Origin of the sequence: Neobacillus sp. NPDC097160 (assembly GCF_044762155.1) — a bacterium.
GTDB lineage: Bacteria > Bacillota > Bacilli > Bacillales > Cytobacillaceae > Neobacillus.
This window is the reverse complement of sequence record NZ_JBIWDU010000001.1, coordinates 91,433-111,973: the sequence shown is the minus strand read 5'-3', so window position 1 is coordinate 111,973 and position 20,541 is coordinate 91,433. Positions and strand designations below refer to the sequence as shown.

At 39.7% G+C, this 20,541-nt stretch carries 17 protein-coding genes; 6 read left to right on the top strand and 11 right to left on the bottom strand.

Features of this window, described 5'->3' with window-relative positions:
* The first annotated feature begins 359 nt into the window (after positions 1-359).
* Complete coding sequence (locus tag ACIQXV_RS00570) at positions 360-1,625, top strand: hypothetical protein (protein ID WP_402954465.1); 1,266 nt, start codon at positions 360-362, stop codon at positions 1,623-1,625.
* Between the two features lie 94 nt (positions 1,626-1,719).
* Here ACIQXV_RS00570 and ACIQXV_RS00565 read toward each other — a convergent pair whose 3' ends face one another.
* The 4 genes from ACIQXV_RS00565 to ACIQXV_RS00550 all read right to left on the bottom strand — a co-directional run bounded on the left by ACIQXV_RS00565 (position 1,720) and on the right by ACIQXV_RS00550 (position 5,016).
* Positions 1,720-2,571 (bottom strand): hydrogenase small subunit, encoded by an 852-nt coding sequence (locus ACIQXV_RS00565; protein ID WP_402954462.1) that lies wholly within the window; start codon positions 2,569-2,571, stop codon positions 1,720-1,722.
* Positions 2,572-3,260: 689 nt separating this feature from the next.
* Positions 3,261-3,614 carry a GIY-YIG nuclease family protein gene (locus ACIQXV_RS00560; RefSeq protein WP_402954460.1) on the bottom strand — a complete coding sequence of 118 codons (354 nt, stop codon included), beginning with the start codon at positions 3,612-3,614 and terminating at the stop codon, positions 3,261-3,263.
* 27 nt (positions 3,615-3,641) lie between these two features.
* On the bottom strand, positions 3,642-4,121 hold the full coding sequence (locus ACIQXV_RS00555) for a DUF6530 family protein (protein WP_402954457.1): 480 nt from the start codon (positions 4,119-4,121) through the stop codon (positions 3,642-3,644).
* A 469-nt stretch (positions 4,122-4,590) separates the two neighbouring features.
* Positions 4,591-5,016: an OsmC family protein gene (locus ACIQXV_RS00550; protein ID WP_402954455.1), complete on the bottom strand. Its 426-nt coding sequence runs from the start codon at positions 5,014-5,016 to the stop codon at positions 4,591-4,593.
* Positions 5,017-5,360: 344 nt separating this feature from the next.
* Between ACIQXV_RS00550 and ACIQXV_RS00545 the strand changes: the two genes are divergently transcribed.
* From ACIQXV_RS00545 to ACIQXV_RS00525, 5 genes are all read left to right on the top strand, one after another.
* Positions 5,361-6,839 (top strand): SulP family inorganic anion transporter, encoded by a 1,479-nt coding sequence (locus ACIQXV_RS00545; protein ID WP_402954452.1) that lies wholly within the window; start codon positions 5,361-5,363, stop codon positions 6,837-6,839.
* A 326-nt stretch (positions 6,840-7,165) separates the two neighbouring features.
* A complete protein-coding gene (locus ACIQXV_RS00540) occupies positions 7,166-8,608 on the top strand; it encodes a L,D-transpeptidase (RefSeq protein ID WP_402954449.1) in 1,443 nt (480 codons plus the stop codon).
* Positions 8,609-8,919: 311 nt separating this feature from the next.
* A complete protein-coding gene (licT, locus tag ACIQXV_RS00535) occupies positions 8,920-9,762 on the top strand; it encodes a BglG family transcription antiterminator LicT (RefSeq protein WP_402955213.1) in 843 nt (280 codons plus the stop codon).
* Positions 9,763-9,879: 117 nt separating this feature from the next.
* Positions 9,880-11,733 carry a beta-glucoside-specific PTS transporter subunit IIABC gene (locus ACIQXV_RS00530; protein WP_402954446.1) on the top strand — a complete coding sequence of 618 codons (1,854 nt, stop codon included), beginning with the start codon at positions 9,880-9,882 and terminating at the stop codon, positions 11,731-11,733.
* Positions 11,734-11,746: 13 nt separating this feature from the next.
* Positions 11,747-13,204 carry a glycoside hydrolase family 1 protein gene (locus tag ACIQXV_RS00525; RefSeq protein WP_402954443.1) on the top strand — a complete coding sequence of 486 codons (1,458 nt, stop codon included), beginning with the start codon at positions 11,747-11,749 and terminating at the stop codon, positions 13,202-13,204.
* A 107-nt stretch (positions 13,205-13,311) separates the two neighbouring features.
* Here the strand turns inward: ACIQXV_RS00525 and ACIQXV_RS00520 are convergent, their stop codons facing one another.
* The 7 genes from ACIQXV_RS00520 to ACIQXV_RS00490 form a co-directional block, all read right to left on the bottom strand.
* A complete protein-coding gene (locus ACIQXV_RS00520) occupies positions 13,312-13,476 on the bottom strand; it encodes a hypothetical protein (protein ID WP_402954438.1) in 165 nt (54 codons plus the stop codon).
* Positions 13,477-13,566: 90 nt separating this feature from the next.
* Positions 13,567-14,277 (bottom strand): trehalose operon repressor, encoded by a 711-nt coding sequence (gene treR / locus ACIQXV_RS00515; RefSeq protein ID WP_402954435.1) that lies wholly within the window; start codon positions 14,275-14,277, stop codon positions 13,567-13,569.
* A 99-nt stretch (positions 14,278-14,376) separates the two neighbouring features.
* Positions 14,377-15,654, bottom strand: coding sequence for a histidinol dehydrogenase (gene hisD / locus ACIQXV_RS00510; protein ID WP_402954432.1), 1,278 nt, complete (start codon positions 15,652-15,654; stop codon positions 14,377-14,379).
* 178 nt (positions 15,655-15,832) lie between these two features.
* Positions 15,833-16,585: an SDR family NAD(P)-dependent oxidoreductase gene (locus tag ACIQXV_RS00505; protein ID WP_402954429.1), complete on the bottom strand. Its 753-nt coding sequence runs from the start codon at positions 16,583-16,585 to the stop codon at positions 15,833-15,835.
* A gap of 155 nt (positions 16,586-16,740) precedes the next feature.
* A complete protein-coding gene (locus ACIQXV_RS00500) occupies positions 16,741-18,201 on the bottom strand; it encodes a CoA-acylating methylmalonate-semialdehyde dehydrogenase (protein ID WP_402954426.1) in 1,461 nt (486 codons plus the stop codon).
* 35 nt (positions 18,202-18,236) lie between these two features.
* The gene (locus ACIQXV_RS00495) at positions 18,237-19,439 is read right to left on the bottom strand and encodes an iron-containing alcohol dehydrogenase (RefSeq protein ID WP_402954423.1); all 1,203 of its coding nucleotides are present in this window, start codon (positions 19,437-19,439) and stop codon (positions 18,237-18,239) included.
* A 23-nt stretch (positions 19,440-19,462) separates the two neighbouring features.
* The gene (locus ACIQXV_RS00490; RefSeq protein WP_402954420.1) at positions 19,463-20,536 is read right to left on the bottom strand and encodes an enoyl-CoA hydratase/isomerase family protein; all 1,074 of its coding nucleotides are present in this window, start codon (positions 20,534-20,536) and stop codon (positions 19,463-19,465) included.
* Positions 20,537-20,541 lie beyond the last annotated feature (5 nt).

The window sequence follows — 20,541 nt, the reverse complement described above, 5'->3', positions numbered from 1 at the left end:
AAAAGGATCGTAAGCGGGAATCGGCCGACTTGTTTTTCAAGGGAATGAGCTATTTCCTTCTAAAAAGAAGGGGATTTTTCGAAAGTCACATAGTTTCAGCTATTAAATGGAGGGCGCTGGGCCTTCCATGAGATTTTGTTTGCGAAACTTCGCCGCTTGTTTGCGAAAGTAACCTGTTTGTTTGCGAAACCTCGCTACTTGTTTGCGAAACCCATTTTGGCTGCCCTTTACACGGGCTTAAAGCTTTTCAAACATTTTGTGAAAAAAGGCCTATTCCATTCTTAATTTCGTTCCCATTTATACCAAATCATGGTATATTAATCTAGTAATAATTACTAGCTAGGGGGGATAGAAATATAATGAAGAAACTAGTATTTTCAACTATTTTTGCCTTTGTTTTATCGTTCGCCATGTATTCACAAGTTTCTGCTGCGGGAACTGATGGGACTCAGGGCACTGTGAGCAAGCAAGCCGTGAACGGATGGAAAAGCAGCAACGGGACTTGGTATTACTATACAAATGGAACGAGTTACAAAGGTTGGCTGTTTGATCAAGGAAGATGGTACTATCTGGACACAAAAGGGGCAATGAAAACCGGATGGCTTTATTTACCTGAAGGGCCGGATGGGTACACATGGTACTTTTTCAAAAGCAACGGGGAAATGCTGACCGGCTGGTACAAGGAAAAAGGAGTTTGGTATTTTTTCGATAACAAAGGAAGAATGTCAACCGGTTGGTTATACTTTACTGCAACAGATAAGTTCTATTACACCAACAAGGATGGCAAAATGCAAACCGGCTGGGTGAAAATCGGGATTGACTGGTTCTTTTTTCAAAGTGATGGTTCCCTCCACAAAGGTTGGATCAAGGACAATGGGACATGGTATTACACAAGTAAAGACGGGCTCAAAACGGGCTGGCTGAACGATAACGGGACTTGGTATTACCTGAATAACGCAGGTGCCATGCAGACGGGCTGGATCAAAGATGACGGAGAGTGGTATCTTTTAGATAAAAATGGCGCCATGAAAACCGGCTGGCAAAACATGAGCGGAACTTGGTACTACCTTGGCACAGACGGAGCGATGCTGACTGGCTGGGTTGAGATTGACGGGCGTAGCTATTTTCTTGATTGGAACGGGGCGATGAAAACCGGTTGGCTTCAACTAGGCAGAGATTGGTATTACCTTTATCCAAACGGGGTCATGGCCGTTAATACCATCATCGAAGGCTATGTAATTGACGAAGACGGTGTATGGGTGAAAGACCCAGATAATACACCAAGGGCCATCTACGAAAAGAAACTTAACGAAATCGCAGCACCATATGGTGTAACAGTTGACTATAATTCAAAATTGAAAGTGTTTGAGTTATTTAAGGATGGTTGGTCGATTGGGGCCGTTGGCGTGACCGGTTCTATCGGTGATCCTGGATACGTATGGGGTTCCTCTTCCGACAAGGAGCTATTGATCAAACTGGCCATCGCCATTGGTGCACCTGCCTCCGAAGCAGTGTTAACTGAATTAGTTATGGAGGCCAGACAAACTGATGTGTTAGATAAGGATAACTTTACGATTATCCATAATGATGATGGCCTTGTCATCATGTGGGGATTTGAGCATTAAATTTAGCTTTATAAAACAAAACCAAGGCGTGGAATTGGTCTCACGTCTTGGTTTTGTTATGCATAGAAATGCTCCATCCTGCCGTGCTGGAACCTCATTTAATCCGTTTTTTACCGCCGCAAAATCCGCCCTTATCCCAAAAGCCATTTTCCGAGCAGCCGATACAGGTGAATCCTGCTGCAATACAGCGGTCAACCCCCATTGATTCACAGGCATTGAAAGCTGCTGGACCTTTGCAGCCTAATTTAAATAGGCAATAACCTTTCCGCGCCCCTTCATCATCATAGGATTCGGCAAATAATTTTTGATCGAAAAAGGATTTGCGGTGACAGGTCATATGAACGGTTTTCTGATAGTAGGCTTTTGGTCGAAGCTTTTTATCAAGCTCCGGCAACTCGCCATGAAAATGCACATGAAGAAGTGTCCCGATCATCGCCTCAGGAATGGGCGGACAGCCTGGAACAAGCGCAACTGGGACATTATCAGGAATAACCGACCGAATATCCCCAGCATTTGTAGGATTCATGCCGGCGGCGGGAATACCTCCCCATGAAGAACAGCTTCCAAAGGCGACCACGGCCTTGGCATTTTTTGCAGCGTGGATAATTTCCTCCCTGACAGATTTTCCGGCAATCATCAGAAATTCATCACTTTCAGGGATCCCGCCTTCAACGGCAAGGATATATTCCCCCTTATACGTTTCGAAAATCGACTCTTTATGTGCCTCCACCTGAAAGCCGCCCGCGGCAGAAAGCAGTTCACTATATTCCAACGAAATAAAATTCAACATCGCATCCAATGTAGTTGGTTCAATCGAGCGGGTAAAAGCCTCCTTACACCCTGTACAATCCAGCGCACTAATCCAAATAACAGGCAGGCGCTGATCCTTCCTCTCCAGCATATCCTCGGTAACACGAATTGTATCAATCCAATTATAGGTAGACATCTCATTCTCTCCCTCACTATCATTTTTTCAATAGAGTAATATTCATATTTGAAGTATATTGCTAATTTACAGCACATGCCCATAAAATTCAGAAGCGTTAACAAACTGTTCTTAGTTGTGTATACATATTGAAAATAATGAAAAAGAGAGAGTTGCTAATTCTAAGAGACTAAATATAAAGTGATTACGTTGTAGTTGGAGGAAAGTGCGAAGTAAAATACTGAAGTTCGTTTGATTTCTAATTAATTTCCAGCAAATTGTTGTAAGTTTTAAAAAATAGGTCATAAGTGTTCGGATATATGTCGTAAGTACCACAAAATATGTAATATGCGGCTGAAAACATGTCGTAAGCGGAGAAAATTGAGCCGTACCCTCCCTCAGCAAGCTTATGAAGACCAAAACTCTGATCGAATGTAAGCAAAATGGTCTTCAGCAAGCTAATGAAGACCAAAACTCTGGACGAATGCCAGTAAAACGGTCTTCATAAAGTCAATGAAGACCAAAACTCTGATCGAATGCACGCAAAATGGTCTTCATAAAGTCAATGAAGACCAAAACTCTGATCGAATGCCAACAAAATTGCCTTCATCAGGCCGTTAAAGACGATTAAGTCGCACTTGGCCCAAACTGCGACGGCAGTCGTTCATCAAGCCAATGAAGGAAGGATTAATCTCGGGGCGAGCTGTCACCTATTTTAATCGATTATACCCTTTGTCCCCGTAGGGCTGCAGTTTCTCCAGCCACGGCTTTTTCATTTGCTTGGCCTCCCAGCGCTTATCTGTCACTTCGCCAGCGTCCTTTTTCTCTAGCACCTCGTAGTCGAATGCCTCCGCTCCAAGTTCATTCCAATCCTTTTGCAACTGAAAATTGGCGAACATCCCCATTTCAAGTTGTGCCTGTAAGGTCAGCCACTTATTTTTTAAATTGGGACAGCTATCAACATAGATTTTACCATTGGCTTTGTTTAATATTTGGTAAACTCCCATATAGGTTTTAATTTCCTTGTATTCCGCTTTTAGCTCCTTACGCCTGCTCTTATCCATAGTTTCCTCTCCCTTCGAGCACTATAACTAATAGCCCATCTCTTTTAACATGCTTGATAAGACACGCAATCGTTCACCCATAAGCTCATCATCTTCACTGAGGGCTTGGCGGAATAATTGAATATCCTCATCAATTTTTTCATTGTCCGTACATACTGCCACCGACATGGCGTCCCCCTGCAAACCTACTCGATCAATAACAGGGTTTTCGGAATCATATAACTTTTCATAACGGTAAGCATCTCGGAAATGAAGTTGTGTTCGGCAAACGAGAATTGCAAGATCAATAACCCGATGCAGCGGCAGTTCCTCAGATTGCCTTGACCACTTTTCGCCAGTATGTCTCCACACTTTAGCGGAAATATCAATTTTTCCCCGGTCATTCCACTGCGCCAAGCCTAATGAGAGACCTTTTGCGTCGGTTTGATACGCATTTCTGCCATCAACATTTTCGTAATTTTCGGAGACAATAACAGGTTTATGTTTTAATGTAGTTGGAATTTTCATGATAACCTCCAGGAACCGTTCGCGATTTAGTAATTTAGTAAATTACTAATTTACTAAATCTAATGTAACACTTCTAAACCTTTCTTGTCAATTTTTGTTAAAAACGACAAGTATCGTTCAGTTTCATTATCAATTGTTTGTTTGAAAGCTGAATACACTGCTGTATAGGGATTCGAGGAATCTGGAGAGAAAATATTTGTCGATGATTTGAATCGAAAAAACAACATTATTCCCCAGAAAATGATTCCATTCTTCGGCTCCTACAGCGTTCTTCTCTTTATCACTTTTTTCTACATCAATTAATTGTTTGATTAGAAACGCTGGATCGCTTGATAGGTGCGTCTTTTGTTTCATGAAAAGGTGAAAAGTTTGTCGGAAATAACCAATAAAAAAGCAGCGAGTCTGAAGTGATTCACGCCGCTTTCACACTATACAATTTTATACTTTTGCTAAGCTGAGAGTATTCCCCTTAAATGCTATTGTTACCTTTCACACCATTAATGGAGTAGCTTACGGTTATTTCCGCATTTAACGAATGAGAAACCGAGCAATATTTATCTTTTGATAATTGAATCGCCCGTATGACCTTATCTTCCGGTAATTCCCCATCGAACGCATAATGAATGTTAATGGATGTGAACTTTTTCGGATGCTCTTCGGCACGCTCACCCGTCACATCCATTTGGAAGGAGGCAGGCTCCAGCCGCATTTTATGCAAGATCGAGATAATATCCATTCCCGTACAGCCGGCAACGGCCTGCAAAAGTAATTCCGTAGGCCTCGGACCTGTATTCTCACCTCCCACTTCTGAAGCGGCATCCATTATAAAGTCATGCCCGGATGGGGTAACCCCCGAAAATGCCATTTTTTCTTTCCAGTTAATTGTAAAGTCCATATACAAACCCCTTTCACCTTATTATTCTAGCCAATTAGTGCGTTCCTTATTTATCCCCATTTACCTAGGCATTTCCTATATAGAGTTCATGGTCATAGTTACTTCATCTATAAGGCAGGAGGGCCCATATTCTCAGCCCCATTTATCGGACGATAAATCTTATTTAATAAAACCTAATAAAATAGCCGAAATAGCAGTATTTAAGAGTAAAGCTTTTATGACCACGTTTACATTAGGTTTCACAAAATGGTCATATTCAGTTATACTTTCTATTATTATTAACGGACCCGGCTTTCATGAGAGTTGAAAGTCAAAATAATAATATATAAATGAGGTGTCTATTGTTGAATGTAAATACAATTAAATATGAATGGTTCGGGAATATGAAGGGAGATATTCTTTCAGGTACTGTTGTGGCTTTAGCACTTATTCCAGAAGCGATTGCCTTTTCGATTATTGCGGGTGTTAATCCAATGGTTGGTCTATATGCCTCTTTTTGTATTGCCCTTGTGATTGCTTTTGTCGGTGGCAGGCCTGCTATGATTTCAGCTGCAACTGGAGCAACCGCCTTATTAATGGGTGGTTTAGTGAAAGATCACGGATTACAGTACTTATTAGCTGCAACAATCCTAACAGGGATGATTCAAATTATCTTTGGTTCTCTGAAAGTAGCTAGGTTAATGAAATTTATTCCTCGTTCGGTTATGGTGGGTTTTGTGAATTCATTAGCTATTTTAATTTTTATGGCGCAGCTAACCCATTTTAAAGGGCAATCATGGGTGATGTATGCAATGGTTTCAGGAGGATTAGCCATCATCTATCTTTTCCCTCGATTAACAAAGGCAGTTCCTTCACCACTTGTAGCGATTATTATCATCACCATTATTTCGGTGGCAACTGGTGCACACGTCAACACAGTCGGAGACCTTGGTCAATTAAAACAAGCCTTGCCTACATTTTGGCTCCCCCATGTTCCATTTCATTTGGAAACACTGCGAATCATCTTTCCTTATTCACTTGGAATCGCTGTTGTTGGATTAATTGAATCTCTTTTAACGGCACAAATTGTAGATGATTTGACAGATACAACTAGTGACAAAAATCGAGAGGCTCGTGGTCAAGGGATTGCCAACATTGTCTCTGGATTTTTTGGAGGAATGGCTGGTTGTGCCATGATTGGTCAATCTGGGATTAATGTAAAATCAGGTGGACGTGGTAGGCTTTCCACCTTTTGGGCTGCTATATTTTTAATGATTCTTATTGTGGCTTTAAATAATGTCCTTGTTAAAATCCCAATGGCTGCATTAGTAGCTGTCATGTTCATGGTATGCATTGGGACATTTGATTGGTCTTCATTAAAAAAATTGCCGATTATGCCTAAATCAGAAACTGCGGTTATGCTCATTACAGTCATTACCGTCGTAGCAACGGATAATCTATCTATTGGGGTATTGATAGGGGTAATCTTGAGTGCCATTTTCTTTGCCTCTAAGATTTCAAAAGTTGATATTAAAACTTTTTCAGTAAAAGGTTCCTCGAAAAAGATTTATCGTGTATCAGGACAACTCTTTTTTGCTTCTGTTACCGATTTTGTGAATTATTTTGATTTTAAAGAAGAAATAGCTGAAGTGGATATCGATTTATCCCATGCCCATCTTTGGGATGACTCTGCCATTGGCTCAATAGATAAAGTAGTGATGAAGTATCAGCAAAATGGAGTTAAGGTTAATCTGATAGGGCTAAATACAGAGAGTACGAAACTGCTTGATCAACTTTCTGTTCATAATACTGCAGGCAGTATAAAAGAAGCCGCTAATCAATAGGCTACTCTATTTTATTAATAGTGAATTATTGCAAACGCTCAGAATCTATTTCTGGGCTTTTGTTTTATATCAATTTGTTAATATTTATCTTTTAAATTTAATTGCTACTATTAAGATACAAATAAAAAAAGTCACCAGAACCGTCCCCATGAAATCAACAAAATGAAGCAAGAATAATTGCTCCCTTGCTTCAATAAAATAAAATTTTTTCCCTTATACAAAATGTGACAAATTCCACACCATACCATTTAGTAGTATAATAGTTATAATTAAAAAGTAAGGCAAAAGGTTGGTAGCTGGGTTACCATGTAGCGGAGGGAATGTAGATGAGCACGGCAAAAGATACAGTTGAAGAAATGAATACTGGACGGAGTAACCGATTCAAACGGCCTAAGAACCGGAAATTTATTGTAATTGGAGTTATCATTATTATTGCACTTCTATTTACGGGGATGAGCTATTATCAGGCAACCCGGTTCAATTCGCAGATTACGATTAATGACACAAAAGTCGGTGGACTGACTGCTGATCAAGCAACAAAAAAATTAAAAACAGCTGTATTAAAAAACAGAGTATATGTCGGAGAACAGCTCATTTTAGATGAAAAAGATACGCAGATGGTATTTTCAGATAAAGATCTTTCTGAGGTACAAAAATTACTGAAAAGCCAGTGGACGTTTTTTCCTTCCTCAAAGGAAAAAGGTTATTCGCTATTACCCAAACAGGCGGATGAGTTTCGAACCCAAACGATGAAAAAGCAAGTAGAAGAAAAACTCCGATCCATGAATAAGAAATTAAAAGCACCCCAAGATGCTGAGGCGAAAGTGGAACAAGGTAAAATTGTCATTGCAGATGGCATTAATGGAGAACAGTATGATATCGAAGGGCTATTAAAGGATTTTAATAAACAAAAATATACTAGTGATATCCATCTGAATCCCGTATTACTACAGCCGCTCAAAGCGGACAGTCCGATTATAAAAGAAGAGGAGAACGCGCTAAAGGATCTCCTTGGGCGGACCGTTGAGTATAAGGTACAGGACAAAGTGCATAGTTTAAAAGCCAGTGAATTAATTAAAAATGCCTATGTGTCAAAAGATAAGAAGGTTACAATCGCCGAGAGTGACATTAAGACCAAGATAGATGAAATTAATCGTTCTCAATCAACCTTAAATAAAGATTTCACATTTAAGACTCACTCAGGTTCGGTCATTTCGGTAAAAGGACAAGGCTATGGCTGGGCATTGGATGTGGATAAAGAAACAGCGTTGGTTAAGGAAACTTTTGAAAAAGGAGAAAAATCGATCGCTGCTTCAAATATTTACGGAAAAGGCTGGAGCAATGAAGGCATCGGCTTTGAAACGACTGCGAATAATGGCATTGGTGACACGTATGCTGAAGTGTCCATTGCCGAACAGCGGATTTGGATTTACAAAAATGGACAATTGGTACTCACAACAAATGTAGTGACCGGCAAACACAGTACCGGTGAAGACACGTCAAAAGGAGTATGGTATATCCTCTATAAACGAACAGGGTACACACTTACGGGTACTGCCGTAGGTAAAGGAGATTATGCTGTTAAAGTGGATTACTGGGCTCCGTTCACAAACAGCGGACAAGGATTTCACGATGCCAGCTGGCGGTCAAACTGGGGAAGTACTGCCTATCTAACGGCAGGATCAGGCGGCTGCGTCAACACGCCCCCTAGTGTAATGAAAACCTTGTATAATACTCTAAGCACATACGACCCGGTTGTGATTTATTAAGAAGGATGGCTCAAGTGCTTCCTGCCAAGGAAGGACAAGAGCCGTCCGTTTTTTTTATAGTAATATTTTGCAATGAATACCTAGCACAGCTTTTTTGCGAACATTTCACTTAATCGTTCTAGCCACACAAGTCCTGTCACTTTTTTCTATTGCAAAAGTAACCGTTATCATCTATAATAAAAATCAATCAGAGGATTGTTACTGTTCGGCAGGCAAAACCTGGATTAATTAAAGTTATAGTAGGGAAACCTATCTATGATTTTGTTAATCCAGGTTTTTTTATTTAAATTTTCGAAGGAAAAGTGATAAATATGGAAATCAAGAAAATATTTAATAATAATGTCGCTTTAACAGCGGATTCAAATCAAACGGAGATGGTCGTCATGGGTAGAGGCCTCGCTTTTCAGAAAAAGATTGGCGACCAGATCGATCCGGAAAAAATAGAAAAGACATTTATCACCCCTTCTAAAAGCTTTGCTGAAAAATTATCTGATTTACTCGATGAAATTCCATATGAAATCATGGCACTCTCAAAAGATATTATCGAGATGGCCAACAGGGAACTGCACACTGAACTGAATGATTCTCTTTATTTATCATTATCTGATCATATTCATTTCGCTGTAACAAGAACAAAAAATGGGCTCTCAATCAAGAATGCACTGATGTGGGAAGTGCAAAAGTTTTACAAAGCGGAATACCGTGCTGCTCTTAAAGCATTGGAAATGATCCAAGCGAAAACGGGTGTAAGTATGCCCGAAGATGAAGCGGCATCCATTGCCCTGCATCTCTTCAACGCAAGGCAAGATAGTTCCGGGATGGAAGAGACAATGGCGATGACGAACATCGTTCATGATGTGACAAATATTGTGAAGTATCATTATGGATTTGATTTTGATGAAGAGTCGATGAATTACAGCCGCTTCATCACCCACCTGCGCTATTTCGCCTACAGAATGCTGCGCGGTGAGTTAAATGACGATGCGAATGATGCCTTGTATCAGCAAGTAAAGCTGCAATACCCGCAAGCCTATGAATGCACGAAGAAAGTACAAGCGTATTTGAAAAAGCAATATCAAATGGAAATGACCAAAGATGAGTTAGCCTATTTTATGATTCATATTCATCGGGTTTCAAGTCGAGAAAAAAATTAAACCATTCCTAAAAGGATTGTTACTGTTTGGCAGGCAAAACCTGGGGAGAACAACGAGTAGATGTATGTCTATTTCTGTTCTTTTCAGGTTTTTTATTTTTCAAAAGGAGAGAAAACAATGGAGAACAAACAATTAGGCAATCGCATTGTTGAATTAGTCGGCGGCGAAGAAAATATTCATTCCCTCGTTCACTGTGCAACGCGGTTAAGATTTAAGCTGGATGACCATAGTAAAGCTGATAAGGATGCCTTACGTAATGTCCCTGATGTTCTGACTGTGGTAGAAAAAGGCGGTCAATTTCAAGTGGTGATTGGAAATAAAGTAGGAAAAGTTTATACAGAGATTATGAAGAACCACCATATTCAGTCTGGAGAATCGGCCTCTAATAATGAAAAAAGCGAAAAAGTTGGCGTCATGGCTAAAGTCTTTGAATATATTTCCGGGACGTTCTCCCCATTAATTCCGGCTCTAGCAGGGGCAGGTATGATCAAGGCATTGCTAGCAATCCTTGATATTTTAAACCTGATTAATATAAAAGGATCAACCTACGCTGTTTTAAACGCAGCCTCAAGCGGCCTCTTCTATTTCTTACCGATCTTTGTGGGGATTTCCGCGGCTAAGAAGTTGAATGCCAATCCCTTTGTTGGCGGCGCCATTGCAGCCGGGTTGCTTGACCCTAATTTCGCAGGATTGTTAAAAGCAACTGGGGATGTCAGTTTTATCGGGATCCCGCTGATTGCATCGGATTATACATCCACCGTATTCCCATTATTAATTGCCATGGCCATCTATGCACCGTTAGAACGGTTCGTAAAAAAACATACACCAGATACGATTCAATTGTTCTTTGTTCCAATGGTAGGTATTTTGGTCATGGTCCCATTAACGGCTTTAGTGTTCGGGCCGTTTGCCCAATACATTAGTTTAGGAATTGGGACAGCCGTAACTTTCTTAATGGCAAAATCGGCCATCGTCACTGGGATTATCATTGCATGTATTTGGCCGATATTAGTCATCTTAGGTGTGCACTGGGGCGTAGTTCCCATCATGATTGATAATTTCTCCCGCGGCGGCGATATGATTGGACCGATTACTGCAGCGTCTACATTTGCACAAATGGGGATCGCCTTTGGGATATTCTTACGCTCGAGGAAAAATAAAGAATTACGATCTTTATCCTTTGCGGCAACACTATCCGGTTTGTTCGCTGGGGTCACCGAACCAATACTTTACGGCTTAGTATTACGATACCGAAAGTTATTACCATTATTATTAATAGCTGGCGCCATTGGCGGTGCGATTGTTGCCACATTTAATGTAAGAGTATTTGGGTTTGTATTTAATAGTGCACTGACCATCCCAGCCTATACACCGACACTCGGCTATATTTTCGGTATTGGCGCCGCCTTCCTTGCTGCAACCATTTTAGCGTTCATCTTTGGTACGGAAGGGAAGAAAAAAGCTACTGAAAACTCAGTGGAAGCTGCACCACTTCATACTGATGAGGATTCAAGCAAAACCTATGAATTACCTGCACCATTAAAAGGTGAAATGATCCCTTTAGAAAAAGTAGATGATGCTGTATTTTCAAGCGGGGCAATGGGTAAAGGTGTTGGGATCGAACCAACTGAAGGGATTGTGTCCGCACCCTTTGATGGGAAAGTAGCAACACTATTCCCGACGAAACATGCAATCGGCTTAATCAGTGAAGATGGCGTTGAGGTCTTAATCCACATCGGCCTTGATACCGTTCAATTAGGCGGGAAACACTTTGAATCCCATGTCGAATCAGGCTCAATCGTTAAAAAAGGCGACAAATTAGTAACCTTTGACATTCAAGCTATTAAAGAGGCCGGCTATAAGACGACAACACCTGTGATCATCACCACCACGGCCGATTATTTAGACGTCGTACCAACAAATCCAAGACTTGTTACTGCAGAAGAAACAATACTAACAATTGTAAAATAAAGGAGAGTTTACCATGGCACAATTTGAAGCAAAATTTCCAAAAAACTTTTATTGGGGCGGAGCAACGGCTGCCAACCAGATTGAAGGCGGCTTTGATGAAGGCGGCAAAGGCTTATCTGCTGCAGACTTTGTCGAATACATTCCGAAAGATCAGCGAACAAAAGACAATGCAATGGAAATCACCACTGAACAAATTCGAAAAACTTTAAGTGGTGAATCGACCGCACGCCATCCGAAACGCGAAGGAATTGACTTTTATCACCGTTATAAGGAGGATATTGCCTTACTTGCTGAAATGGGCTTTACGGCTTTTCGTCTCTCGATTCATTGGTCACGGATTTTTCCTAATGGCTATGATGAAACGCCAAATGAAGCAGGATTACAATTTTACGACAATGTATTTGATGAATTAGCGAAATATCATATTGAGCCAATTGTAACCTTATCACACTACGAAACACCTTATGGTTTAACGGAAAAATATAATGGCTGGGTTGGCCGTGAATCCATTGAACATTTCGTTCGCTATGCCGAAACAGTATTCAAGCGTTATAAAGAGAAGGTAAACTATTGGATCACCTTTAACGAAATCAATATGATTACCATTAGCCCGTTTACCGGCGGCGGCGTTTTATCGGATCAAGAAGCAAACTCGATGCAAGCAAGATATCAAGGATTACACCACCAATTTGTCGCAAGTGCGCTTGCTACGAAAAAATTACATGAAATAAATCCAAATGGAAAAATGGGCTGCATGCTGGCACGAATGAGTCATTACCCGAACACACCAAATCCTGCAGATGTATTAAAGGCGCAAAGGGATAACCAGGAAAATCTGTTCTTTACAGATGTCCATGCCCGCGGGGAATATCCGAAATACATGGATCGTTTCTTTAAGGAAAATGGGATTGAGATTGTCAAAGAAACTGGTGACGATGAGATTCTGAAACAGCATCCAGTCGATTACATTACATTCAGTTACTACATGTCGATGTTATCTTCAGCCTCCCCGGAAGGAGAACGGACCGAGGGTAATTTAATGAACTCACTTAAAAACCCTTACTTAGAAGCATCTGATTGGGGTTGGCAAATTGATCCGATTGGCTTACGCGTCGTCTTAAACGAACTGTATGACCGTTATCAATTGCCGCTGTTTATTGTTGAAAATGGCTTAGGTGCTTATGATAAGGTGGAAGAAGATGGTTCCATCCATGATCACTATCGTATTGATTACTTAAGAAAACACATCGAACAAATGAAAGAAGCCATTGGCGATGGCGTTGACTTAATGGGCTACTTAGCTTGGGGGCCAATCGATTTAGTATCGATGTCAACTAGCGAAATGTCTAAACGATACGGCTTCATCTATGTCGATAAAGACGACGAAGGCAACGGTACATTGGAGAGAAGCCGGAAAGACTCATTCTTCTGGTATAAGAAAGTAATCGAAAGCAACGGGGAAGAACTATAAAGGGAAATTGCCATGGGGACGGTTCTCATGGCTTTTTTGGTTTCTTTTGCATTGGAAAATGCCAGGAGAACCGTCCCACTGGTTCTACCACTGGTTCTAAACATCTATTAATCTACGCATTTATATCTTTTTTCTACTTTTAAACTTACTCCGCCTTTATACTTTTTGATGAAGCCTTCAATTTCTTTTTCACTTGGATAGTGATCTAATTCTTCACTATACCGTTCAAAGGTACTCCCCATTACAACAATATAATAAATTTCTTTTATCATTTTTTTATCTCCCTTCTCCTATCACGATCGTAGACTGGACGATTTCGTTGTACAGGCTGAGCCCATTTAACTGCATTCACAATTAGTCTCTTATTTACTCCTAACAAAATTTACAAAACGAAATTTATCGGGCCGATGGCGTGATTCTGTGTACTGGAATAAGCTAGCATCTTTAAGATAGTTATAGTTCTTGACAACAACGATACTGTGAAAGTCTTCTAAGTCTAATTGGCCACGGTCTTCTTCCGTTGGTACTTCTATTAAAATTTCTCTTATAACAAACGAGATCGTTAGTCCTAATTCCCTGTCAAGATATTCGTGGATAGAGTCTTGACAAATTTCTTTTGTTAACCAAGGGACATATTTTTCAGCAAGAAAATCTTTATCTAAAGTAATCTTTTCACCTTCAATCTCCCGCACTCGGAAGATTTTCCACATGGCATCTTCCTTACCTAATTTCATTTTCTTTATCAAATCCTTTGTAGGTCTTATTTTTTTTAACTCTTTTACAACCGTTTTTGTTTGTTGACCCGTCTTTTTAGACAATTCTTTAAAGCTAATGATCCCGGAAGCGGGAAATTCAAAATTTGCCGCTTCCAGTACAATTGATCCTTTACCCTGTACTTTATGTATGTATCCACTATCAGACAATATTTTAAGTGCTTTGCGGATCGTTTCTCTTGACGTTGAATATATAATGGCCAATTCCTTTTCTGAAGGCAACATTGACCCTGCTTCAATCTGATCTCGAATTTGTTCTGCCATGTCTTCATATATTTTTATGAACTTATTTTTCACCATCTATTAGCAAGCCCCTTACACAATAAAATCGACTCTAGTGCAAAAAGGATATTAAAAGTTTCGTACTATTCGCACTAGAACCAATAACTCTTTTATCGTCTATTTCCTTCCATATCTACGTACTCGGATTAAAGCTTGTTCAGCATGTCCAGCAAAGTTTTCCAATTGACAAAGTCGGGCAGCATACTCCCCAATATATGCACTTGCTTCTTCAGTAACTTTTTGATAAGTACAAGTTTTAAGAAACTTACCTACCCATAGTCCACCTGTATATCGAGCAGCCCCCTTAGTAGGTAAAGTATGATTTGTTCCTATTACCTTATCTCCATATGCTACATTTGTTTCAGGACCAAGGAAAAGTGCTCCATAATTTTTTAAATTATGCAAGAAATAATCAGGATCTTCTGTCATAACTTGTACATGCTCATACGCCAGTTTATCCGCTTCTTCTAATGCTTCCTCAATTGTATCAACAACGATCAATGTTCCATAATCTTCCCAAGCTACCTTAGCAATCTCACCTGTAGGTAATAACTTAATTTGTCTTTCTATTTCTACTAAAGTTTCCTCAGCTAGCTTCTGAGAGGTAGTAATAATAGCACCTGGTGAAGTTGGACCATGTTCAATTTGGCCTAAAACATCAGTAGCCACAATTTCTGCATCAGATGTCTCATCAGCAATGATTAAAGTTTCAGTTGGACCAGCAAATAAATCAATTCCAACTCTACCAAATAATTGTCTTTTTGTTTCAGCTACAAATGCATTTCCGGGTCCTACAATCATGTCTACAGCCTGTATAGTTTCTGTGCCAATTGCCATTGCCGTCATTGCCTGAATTCCACCTAAAATATAAATTTCATCAGCTCCAGCAAAATGCATAGCAGCCACTGTAGTGTCTGGAATTATTCCATTAATTGGTGGTGTGCATGCAATGACTCTTTCTACCCCAGCCACTTTTGCTGTTAATACACTCATTTGTGCCGATGCCAACATTGGATAACGACCACCCGGAATATAACACCCTACACTAGTAATTGGGATATTTTTATGTCCTAAAATAACACCTGGCAGTGTTTCTACCTCAATGTCCACCATTGATTTTCTTTGTTCTTCAGCAAATCTGCGTACATTATTTTGAGCAAATTTAATATCGTGGATGATCTCTTCTGATAATCGATCTATAGATTCTTGAATTTGTGCTTCAGTTAATTTAAAGCTCTCTGGTGACCATTTATCGAATTTTCTTGACAATTCTCTGACCGCTTTATCACCATTCTGTTCAATCTCTTTGATTGTCTCAGAAACTATATTGGAAACTTGCTCATCATTTAATGCAATATCTTCTTTTGCTTTACCTTCTTTTAAATACTTAATCACTGTAGCTTTCCTCCCATTTAGTAGTAAATATTTTAATTTTATACTTATATTCAGAGCCTTTATTTAGTCTCTATCTAAAAGAAAGTTCCCAGAAATACCTGGGTTTGTCATTTCATACGGAATTTGTTATTCATTTATCTCTACGTTTACCAAGGTACTTCCTCCTAGTTTATTACCTCTAAATTCCAAAGGTATTTCCACCATTAACTGATAAACATTGTCCTGTGATAAACTTCGCTTCATTTGATGCCAAAAATGCAACAGCATTTCCAATATCTCGAGGCTCACCCATTTTACCAAGAGGAACTCCTTTTTTATATTCACTCGTATCTATTCCCTCATGTCTTTCCACTGGGATAAAACCTGGATTGATTAAATTAACCGTAATGCCAAAAGGTCCTAACTCATTTGCCCAAGAACGTGTCATTCCAAGTTGAGAAGACTTTGCTGTTACATAATTCGAAAAATTTGGATTTCCTATCTGAACAACTTCGCTTCCTATATTAATAATTCGACCTTCATTTTTTTTCTTCATTCCAGGTAAAACAGCTTTTGTTAATAATAAAGGTGCTTTTACGAAGAAATTAAGTTGATCTAAATAATCGTTCCATGTACACTCTTCAATAGGTAATTCCGGATGAGGGCCAGTTGCATTATTAATTAAAATATCTATATCTCCACCAGCTTTTTCTTCAGATTGTTTAACAAGGTGCTTTACTGATTCCTCATCTGTCACGTCCGCTTTGACGGATAGAGCTTTTCCTCCAGTAGATCGAATAAAATCAACGGTTTGTTGTGCTGCTTCTTGATTATTTGCATAGTTTACAATAACTGTTGCACCTGAATCGGCTAAAGCTGCACTAATAAGTTTTCCAAGTCCTCTTGAGCCACCTGTAACTAATGCAATTTTTCCATTTAGATTGTGAGCCATATTACCTTACCCCTCCACTTTAAAAAAACCTACCTTAAGTTGAGCTACATAAAAATTTGAAAACAGAGTGGATTTTTAGACTAGTAAGCTAGAAAAAATCACACTCTGTATTTTAGGGGAATCTTTACTTCCCATTCACTTTCCTAAAGAATTTTCTAGTAACGGGCCGTGAGCATTTTCTTTCTTGTATAGAATTCAATACCATCTGTACCATTCGCATGAAGATCCCCATAGAATGAGTCTTTCCAACCAGAGAATGGGAAGAAAGCCATCGGTGCTGGAACTCCAACATTCACACCTAGCATACCGGCCTCTATATTTTCACGGAACTCCCGAACACTTGCCCCACTGTCTGTATAAATACAAGCACCGTTTGCAAAACGAGAATTGTTGGCCACATCAATAGCTTCTTTCAGCGTCTTGACACGCACAATCGATAATACGGGTGCAAAAATTTCATCTTGCCAGATTTTCATCTCCTGTGTCACGTTATCGAAGATAGTTGGTCCAACAAAGTATCCATTCCCTTTCACAGCTGCATCTTCACGACCATCACGAACTAAATGAGCGCCTTCTTCCACACCTGATTCGATATAGCTAAGCGTACGCTCTTTATGATTCTCGCGAATAACAGGTCCTAAGAATACATCCTCTTCTAATCCATTACCAATCACAATATTGTTCGCTTCTTCTACTAATCTTTCAATTAATTGATCTGCAATTTCTTCTTGCACAGTGACAACCGATGCCGCCATGCAACGCTCACCAGCTGAACCGAAGGCTGCACCAATAATTTGTTTCGTTGCTATATTTAGATCTGCATCGTTCAGCACAATGGAATGATTTTTCGCACCGGCCAACGCTTGAACTCGTTTTAAGTTCTCTGTTCCTTTTTTATACACATACTCAGCTACCGGCTGTGAGCCAACAAATGAAATGGCTTTCACTAATTTATGTTCAAGAAGACCATTTACAACATCATGGGCACCATTGACGATGTTTAGTACTCCTTTTGGTAAACCAGCTTCTTCAAATAATTCTACTAATCTTGCAGCTAAAAGTGGTGTACGCTCAGACGGCTTTAACACAAAGGTATTGCCGCAAGCAATCGCTAGTGGAAACATCCAACACGGTACCATCATTGGGAAATTAAAGGGTGTAATACCGCCAATAACCCCAATTGGATAGCGATACATACCAGACTCAATGCCTGTTGCAATATCTGGAAGCTGTTTCCCCATCATTAACGTAGGAACTCCAGCTGCAAATTCCACACATTCAATTCCACGCTGTACTTCTCCATGTGCCTCAGTAAAGGGTTTCCCATTTTCGATTGTGACTATTTTCGCTAACTCATCCCAATGATCTACTAGTAATTGTTGGTATTTGAACAGGATACGTGCACGTTTTGGCACTGCTATTTTTGACCAGCCTTTAAAAGCTTCATTAGCTGCTTGTACAGCTTTATCTACATCTTCTTTTGTTGAAAGTGATACTTGGGCAATGATTTCACCCGTAGCTGGATTATATACAGATTCCGTTTTGGTTGTAGATGATGCCACCCATTCGCCGTCAATATAATTTTTAATTACTTCTGTATTAGTAATCGTTGACATTTTGCATTCTCCTTTTTAAATAAGCTCGTAAAATTTTATGATTGAATCGTATTTTTGCTGACCAAAAAATCATAATCATAACAGTAGTAATATAAATCTACTATTTCTTGATGGGATGGCACTTTTGGGTTATTTGCGGGGCTGCCGCTTGCTAAAGCATCTGTTGCCATTTTATGAACTACTTGTTGAAATTTATGTGCATCAATTCCCCAAGTTTTCATATTTGGTATATTTAAATCACAGCAAAGCTGCTTAATCTTATTTATAGTTACATCTGCTAATTCTTCATTTGTTAAAGCCTTCAATTCAGGGGAAATAATACGTCCGATTGTCGCTAATGCATCGATGGCAGATTCTTTAGTAAATTCAAGTACTGCTGGAAGCAACATAGCATTTGAAATACCGTGCGGCACATGAAATAAAGCTCCAATTGGACGTGACATCCCATGAACTAGCGTGACGGAAGCGTTTGTAAAAGCAAGGCCAGCTTGCATAGAGGCAATCGCCATTTTTTGTCTTGCATTCAAATCCTCTCCATCTTTATAAGCTACTCTTAAATGATTCATAATAGCTTCTATTGCCGAAAGAGCCAAATCTTCTGTTAATGGTTGTGATAAACGTGATATATAGGCTTCAATTGCATGACAAAGTGCATCAATACCTGTTGCCGCGGTAACTGGGGGAGGTGTAGAAATTGTTAGAACCGGATCCACAATAGCTACATTAGGAAGAAATGCTGGATGTTTAATCATCATTTTGATATCTTCCGTGGTATTAGTGATCACTGTAACATTTGTTACTTCTGAACCAGTTCCAGCCGTAGTAGGAATGGCAATAAGTGGAATAGGGTGTTCTTTAATTGTAGAATTTCCTCCCATATAATCACCAATATATCCACCATTTGTAGCTACTACTGCTACAGCTTTGGCAGCATCAATGCAACTGCCTCCGCCTACCGCCACAATGACATCACATTGCTCTGTCAAGCAAAGATGAAGTGCTTCATTAATATGCAAATCCGTCGGTTCCGTGTTGACATCCAGGTAGGAAACACAAGAAACATCATAATCTTCTAAAATCTTTTCACATTTTTTAACATGACCTATTTTCTCCATTATACGATCACTTATCAGGAGTACTTTCTTTCCATAGGCTACAACTTGCTCTCCAAGCTGGGTTAAAGAATTTTGACCGTAAAAAACGGGGTTAGGCATACGAAACTCTGAAAATCCTGTCATAAATTCCCTCCTAGCATTTCAGTTCACAGTAAAGTATTCGAAACATTAATATTATGATGAAAATAGCTTTCTACATCCTCTTTACTTACCTCAGCTAATGAATTTGGCCTCCAATGCGGATTACGATCCTTATCAACCAACACAGAACGGACCCCTTCATAGAAATCATGATTCTGCATAAAATTCATACTCAAAGCAAGCTCCATATTTAAACATGAAGTAAGTGACTGGTTTTTTCCCTTCTGTAATTGGCTTAGAGTCACTTTCAATGAAGTTGGAGATTTAGATTGGATGATTGACTTTGTTTTACATGCCCAATCATCTCCTAAATCAGCTGCCATACCCAATGAAGTCACAATTTCTTCTACAGTTTCATAGGCAAAGTGTTTATCTATTTTTGCTTGCAATACAGATAGAGGAGATTCTTCTCCTTGATGAGAACAAAAGGAATCTAGTAACTCACAAATTTGCTTCCTTGTATTGTGCAAACTCCAATTTTTCTTTTGAATCTCGTTAATGAATTCCTCCCAAAGAGTACTTTTCATATAACGATTCGCAGCACCTCCATAAATTACATCAGGAGCCTGTATGGTTTCTCCCGTAAGCGCAAGATAACGACCTACATGACCAGGCATTTGATTCAAAAAGTAACTTGCCCCTACATCAGGGAAGAAACCGATATCCATTTCCGGCATCGCCCATTTGGTTTTTTCTGTAACAATCCTTTCACTTGCCCCGGCAGATAATCCTACACCGCCGCCCATAACAATTCCATCCATATAAACAAGGATTGGTTTTGGATATTGATGAATCATTAAATCCATCCGATATTCCGTAGTAAAGAAACGTTGAGCACACTCTACCACGTTAGTGTTCCGGTGATCGTAGAAGAATCGCATATCTCCCCCAGCACACAAACCTTTTGTTCCTTCTCCTGAAATACAGATTAACGACACTTTTGGATCTGCTCTCCATATATCTAAAGTTGCATATAGACTCTCTACCATTTCTGCAGAAAGAGCATTGAGTGCCTGAGGACGGTTCAGTTTTAACCACCCTACACCTTGGTTAATAAAACTTATAATATTCGTTTCCATTTAGC

What these genes read in the sequence shown, in the direction of transcription:
- ACIQXV_RS00570 (WP_402954465.1), top strand. Translation starts at nt 360, where the DNA reads ATGAAGAAACTAGTATTTTCAACTATTTTTGCCTTTGTTTTATCGTTC.
- ACIQXV_RS00565 (WP_402954462.1), bottom strand. Translation starts at nt 2,571, where the DNA reads ATGTCTACCTATAATTGGATTGATACAATTCGTGTTACCGAGGATATG.
- ACIQXV_RS00560 (WP_402954460.1), bottom strand. Translation starts at nt 3,614, where the DNA reads ATGGATAAGAGCAGGCGTAAGGAGCTAAAAGCGGAATACAAGGAAATT.
- ACIQXV_RS00555 (WP_402954457.1), bottom strand. Translation starts at nt 4,121, where the DNA reads ATGAAAATTCCAACTACATTAAAACATAAACCTGTTATTGTCTCCGAA.
- ACIQXV_RS00550 (WP_402954455.1), bottom strand. Translation starts at nt 5,016, where the DNA reads ATGGACTTTACAATTAACTGGAAAGAAAAAATGGCATTTTCGGGGGTT.
- ACIQXV_RS00540 (WP_402954449.1), top strand. Translation starts at nt 7,166, where the DNA reads ATGAGCACGGCAAAAGATACAGTTGAAGAAATGAATACTGGACGGAGT.
- licT (WP_402955213.1), top strand. Translation starts at nt 8,920, where the DNA reads ATGGAAATCAAGAAAATATTTAATAATAATGTCGCTTTAACAGCGGAT.
- ACIQXV_RS00530 (WP_402954446.1), top strand. Translation starts at nt 9,880, where the DNA reads ATGGAGAACAAACAATTAGGCAATCGCATTGTTGAATTAGTCGGCGGC.
- ACIQXV_RS00525 (WP_402954443.1), top strand. Translation starts at nt 11,747, where the DNA reads ATGGCACAATTTGAAGCAAAATTTCCAAAAAACTTTTATTGGGGCGGA.
- ACIQXV_RS00520 (WP_402954438.1), bottom strand. Translation starts at nt 13,476, where the DNA reads ATGATAAAAGAAATTTATTATATTGTTGTAATGGGGAGTACCTTTGAA.
- treR (WP_402954435.1), bottom strand. Translation starts at nt 14,277, where the DNA reads ATGGTGAAAAATAAGTTCATAAAAATATATGAAGACATGGCAGAACAA.
- ACIQXV_RS00505 (WP_402954429.1), bottom strand. Translation starts at nt 16,585, where the DNA reads ATGGCTCACAATCTAAATGGAAAAATTGCATTAGTTACAGGTGGCTCA.
- ACIQXV_RS00500 (WP_402954426.1), bottom strand. Translation starts at nt 18,201, where the DNA reads ATGTCAACGATTACTAATACAGAAGTAATTAAAAATTATATTGACGGC.
- ACIQXV_RS00495 (WP_402954423.1), bottom strand. Translation starts at nt 19,439, where the DNA reads ATGACAGGATTTTCAGAGTTTCGTATGCCTAACCCCGTTTTTTACGGT.
- ACIQXV_RS00490 (WP_402954420.1), bottom strand. Translation starts at nt 20,536, where the DNA reads ATGGAAACGAATATTATAAGTTTTATTAACCAAGGTGTAGGGTGGTTA.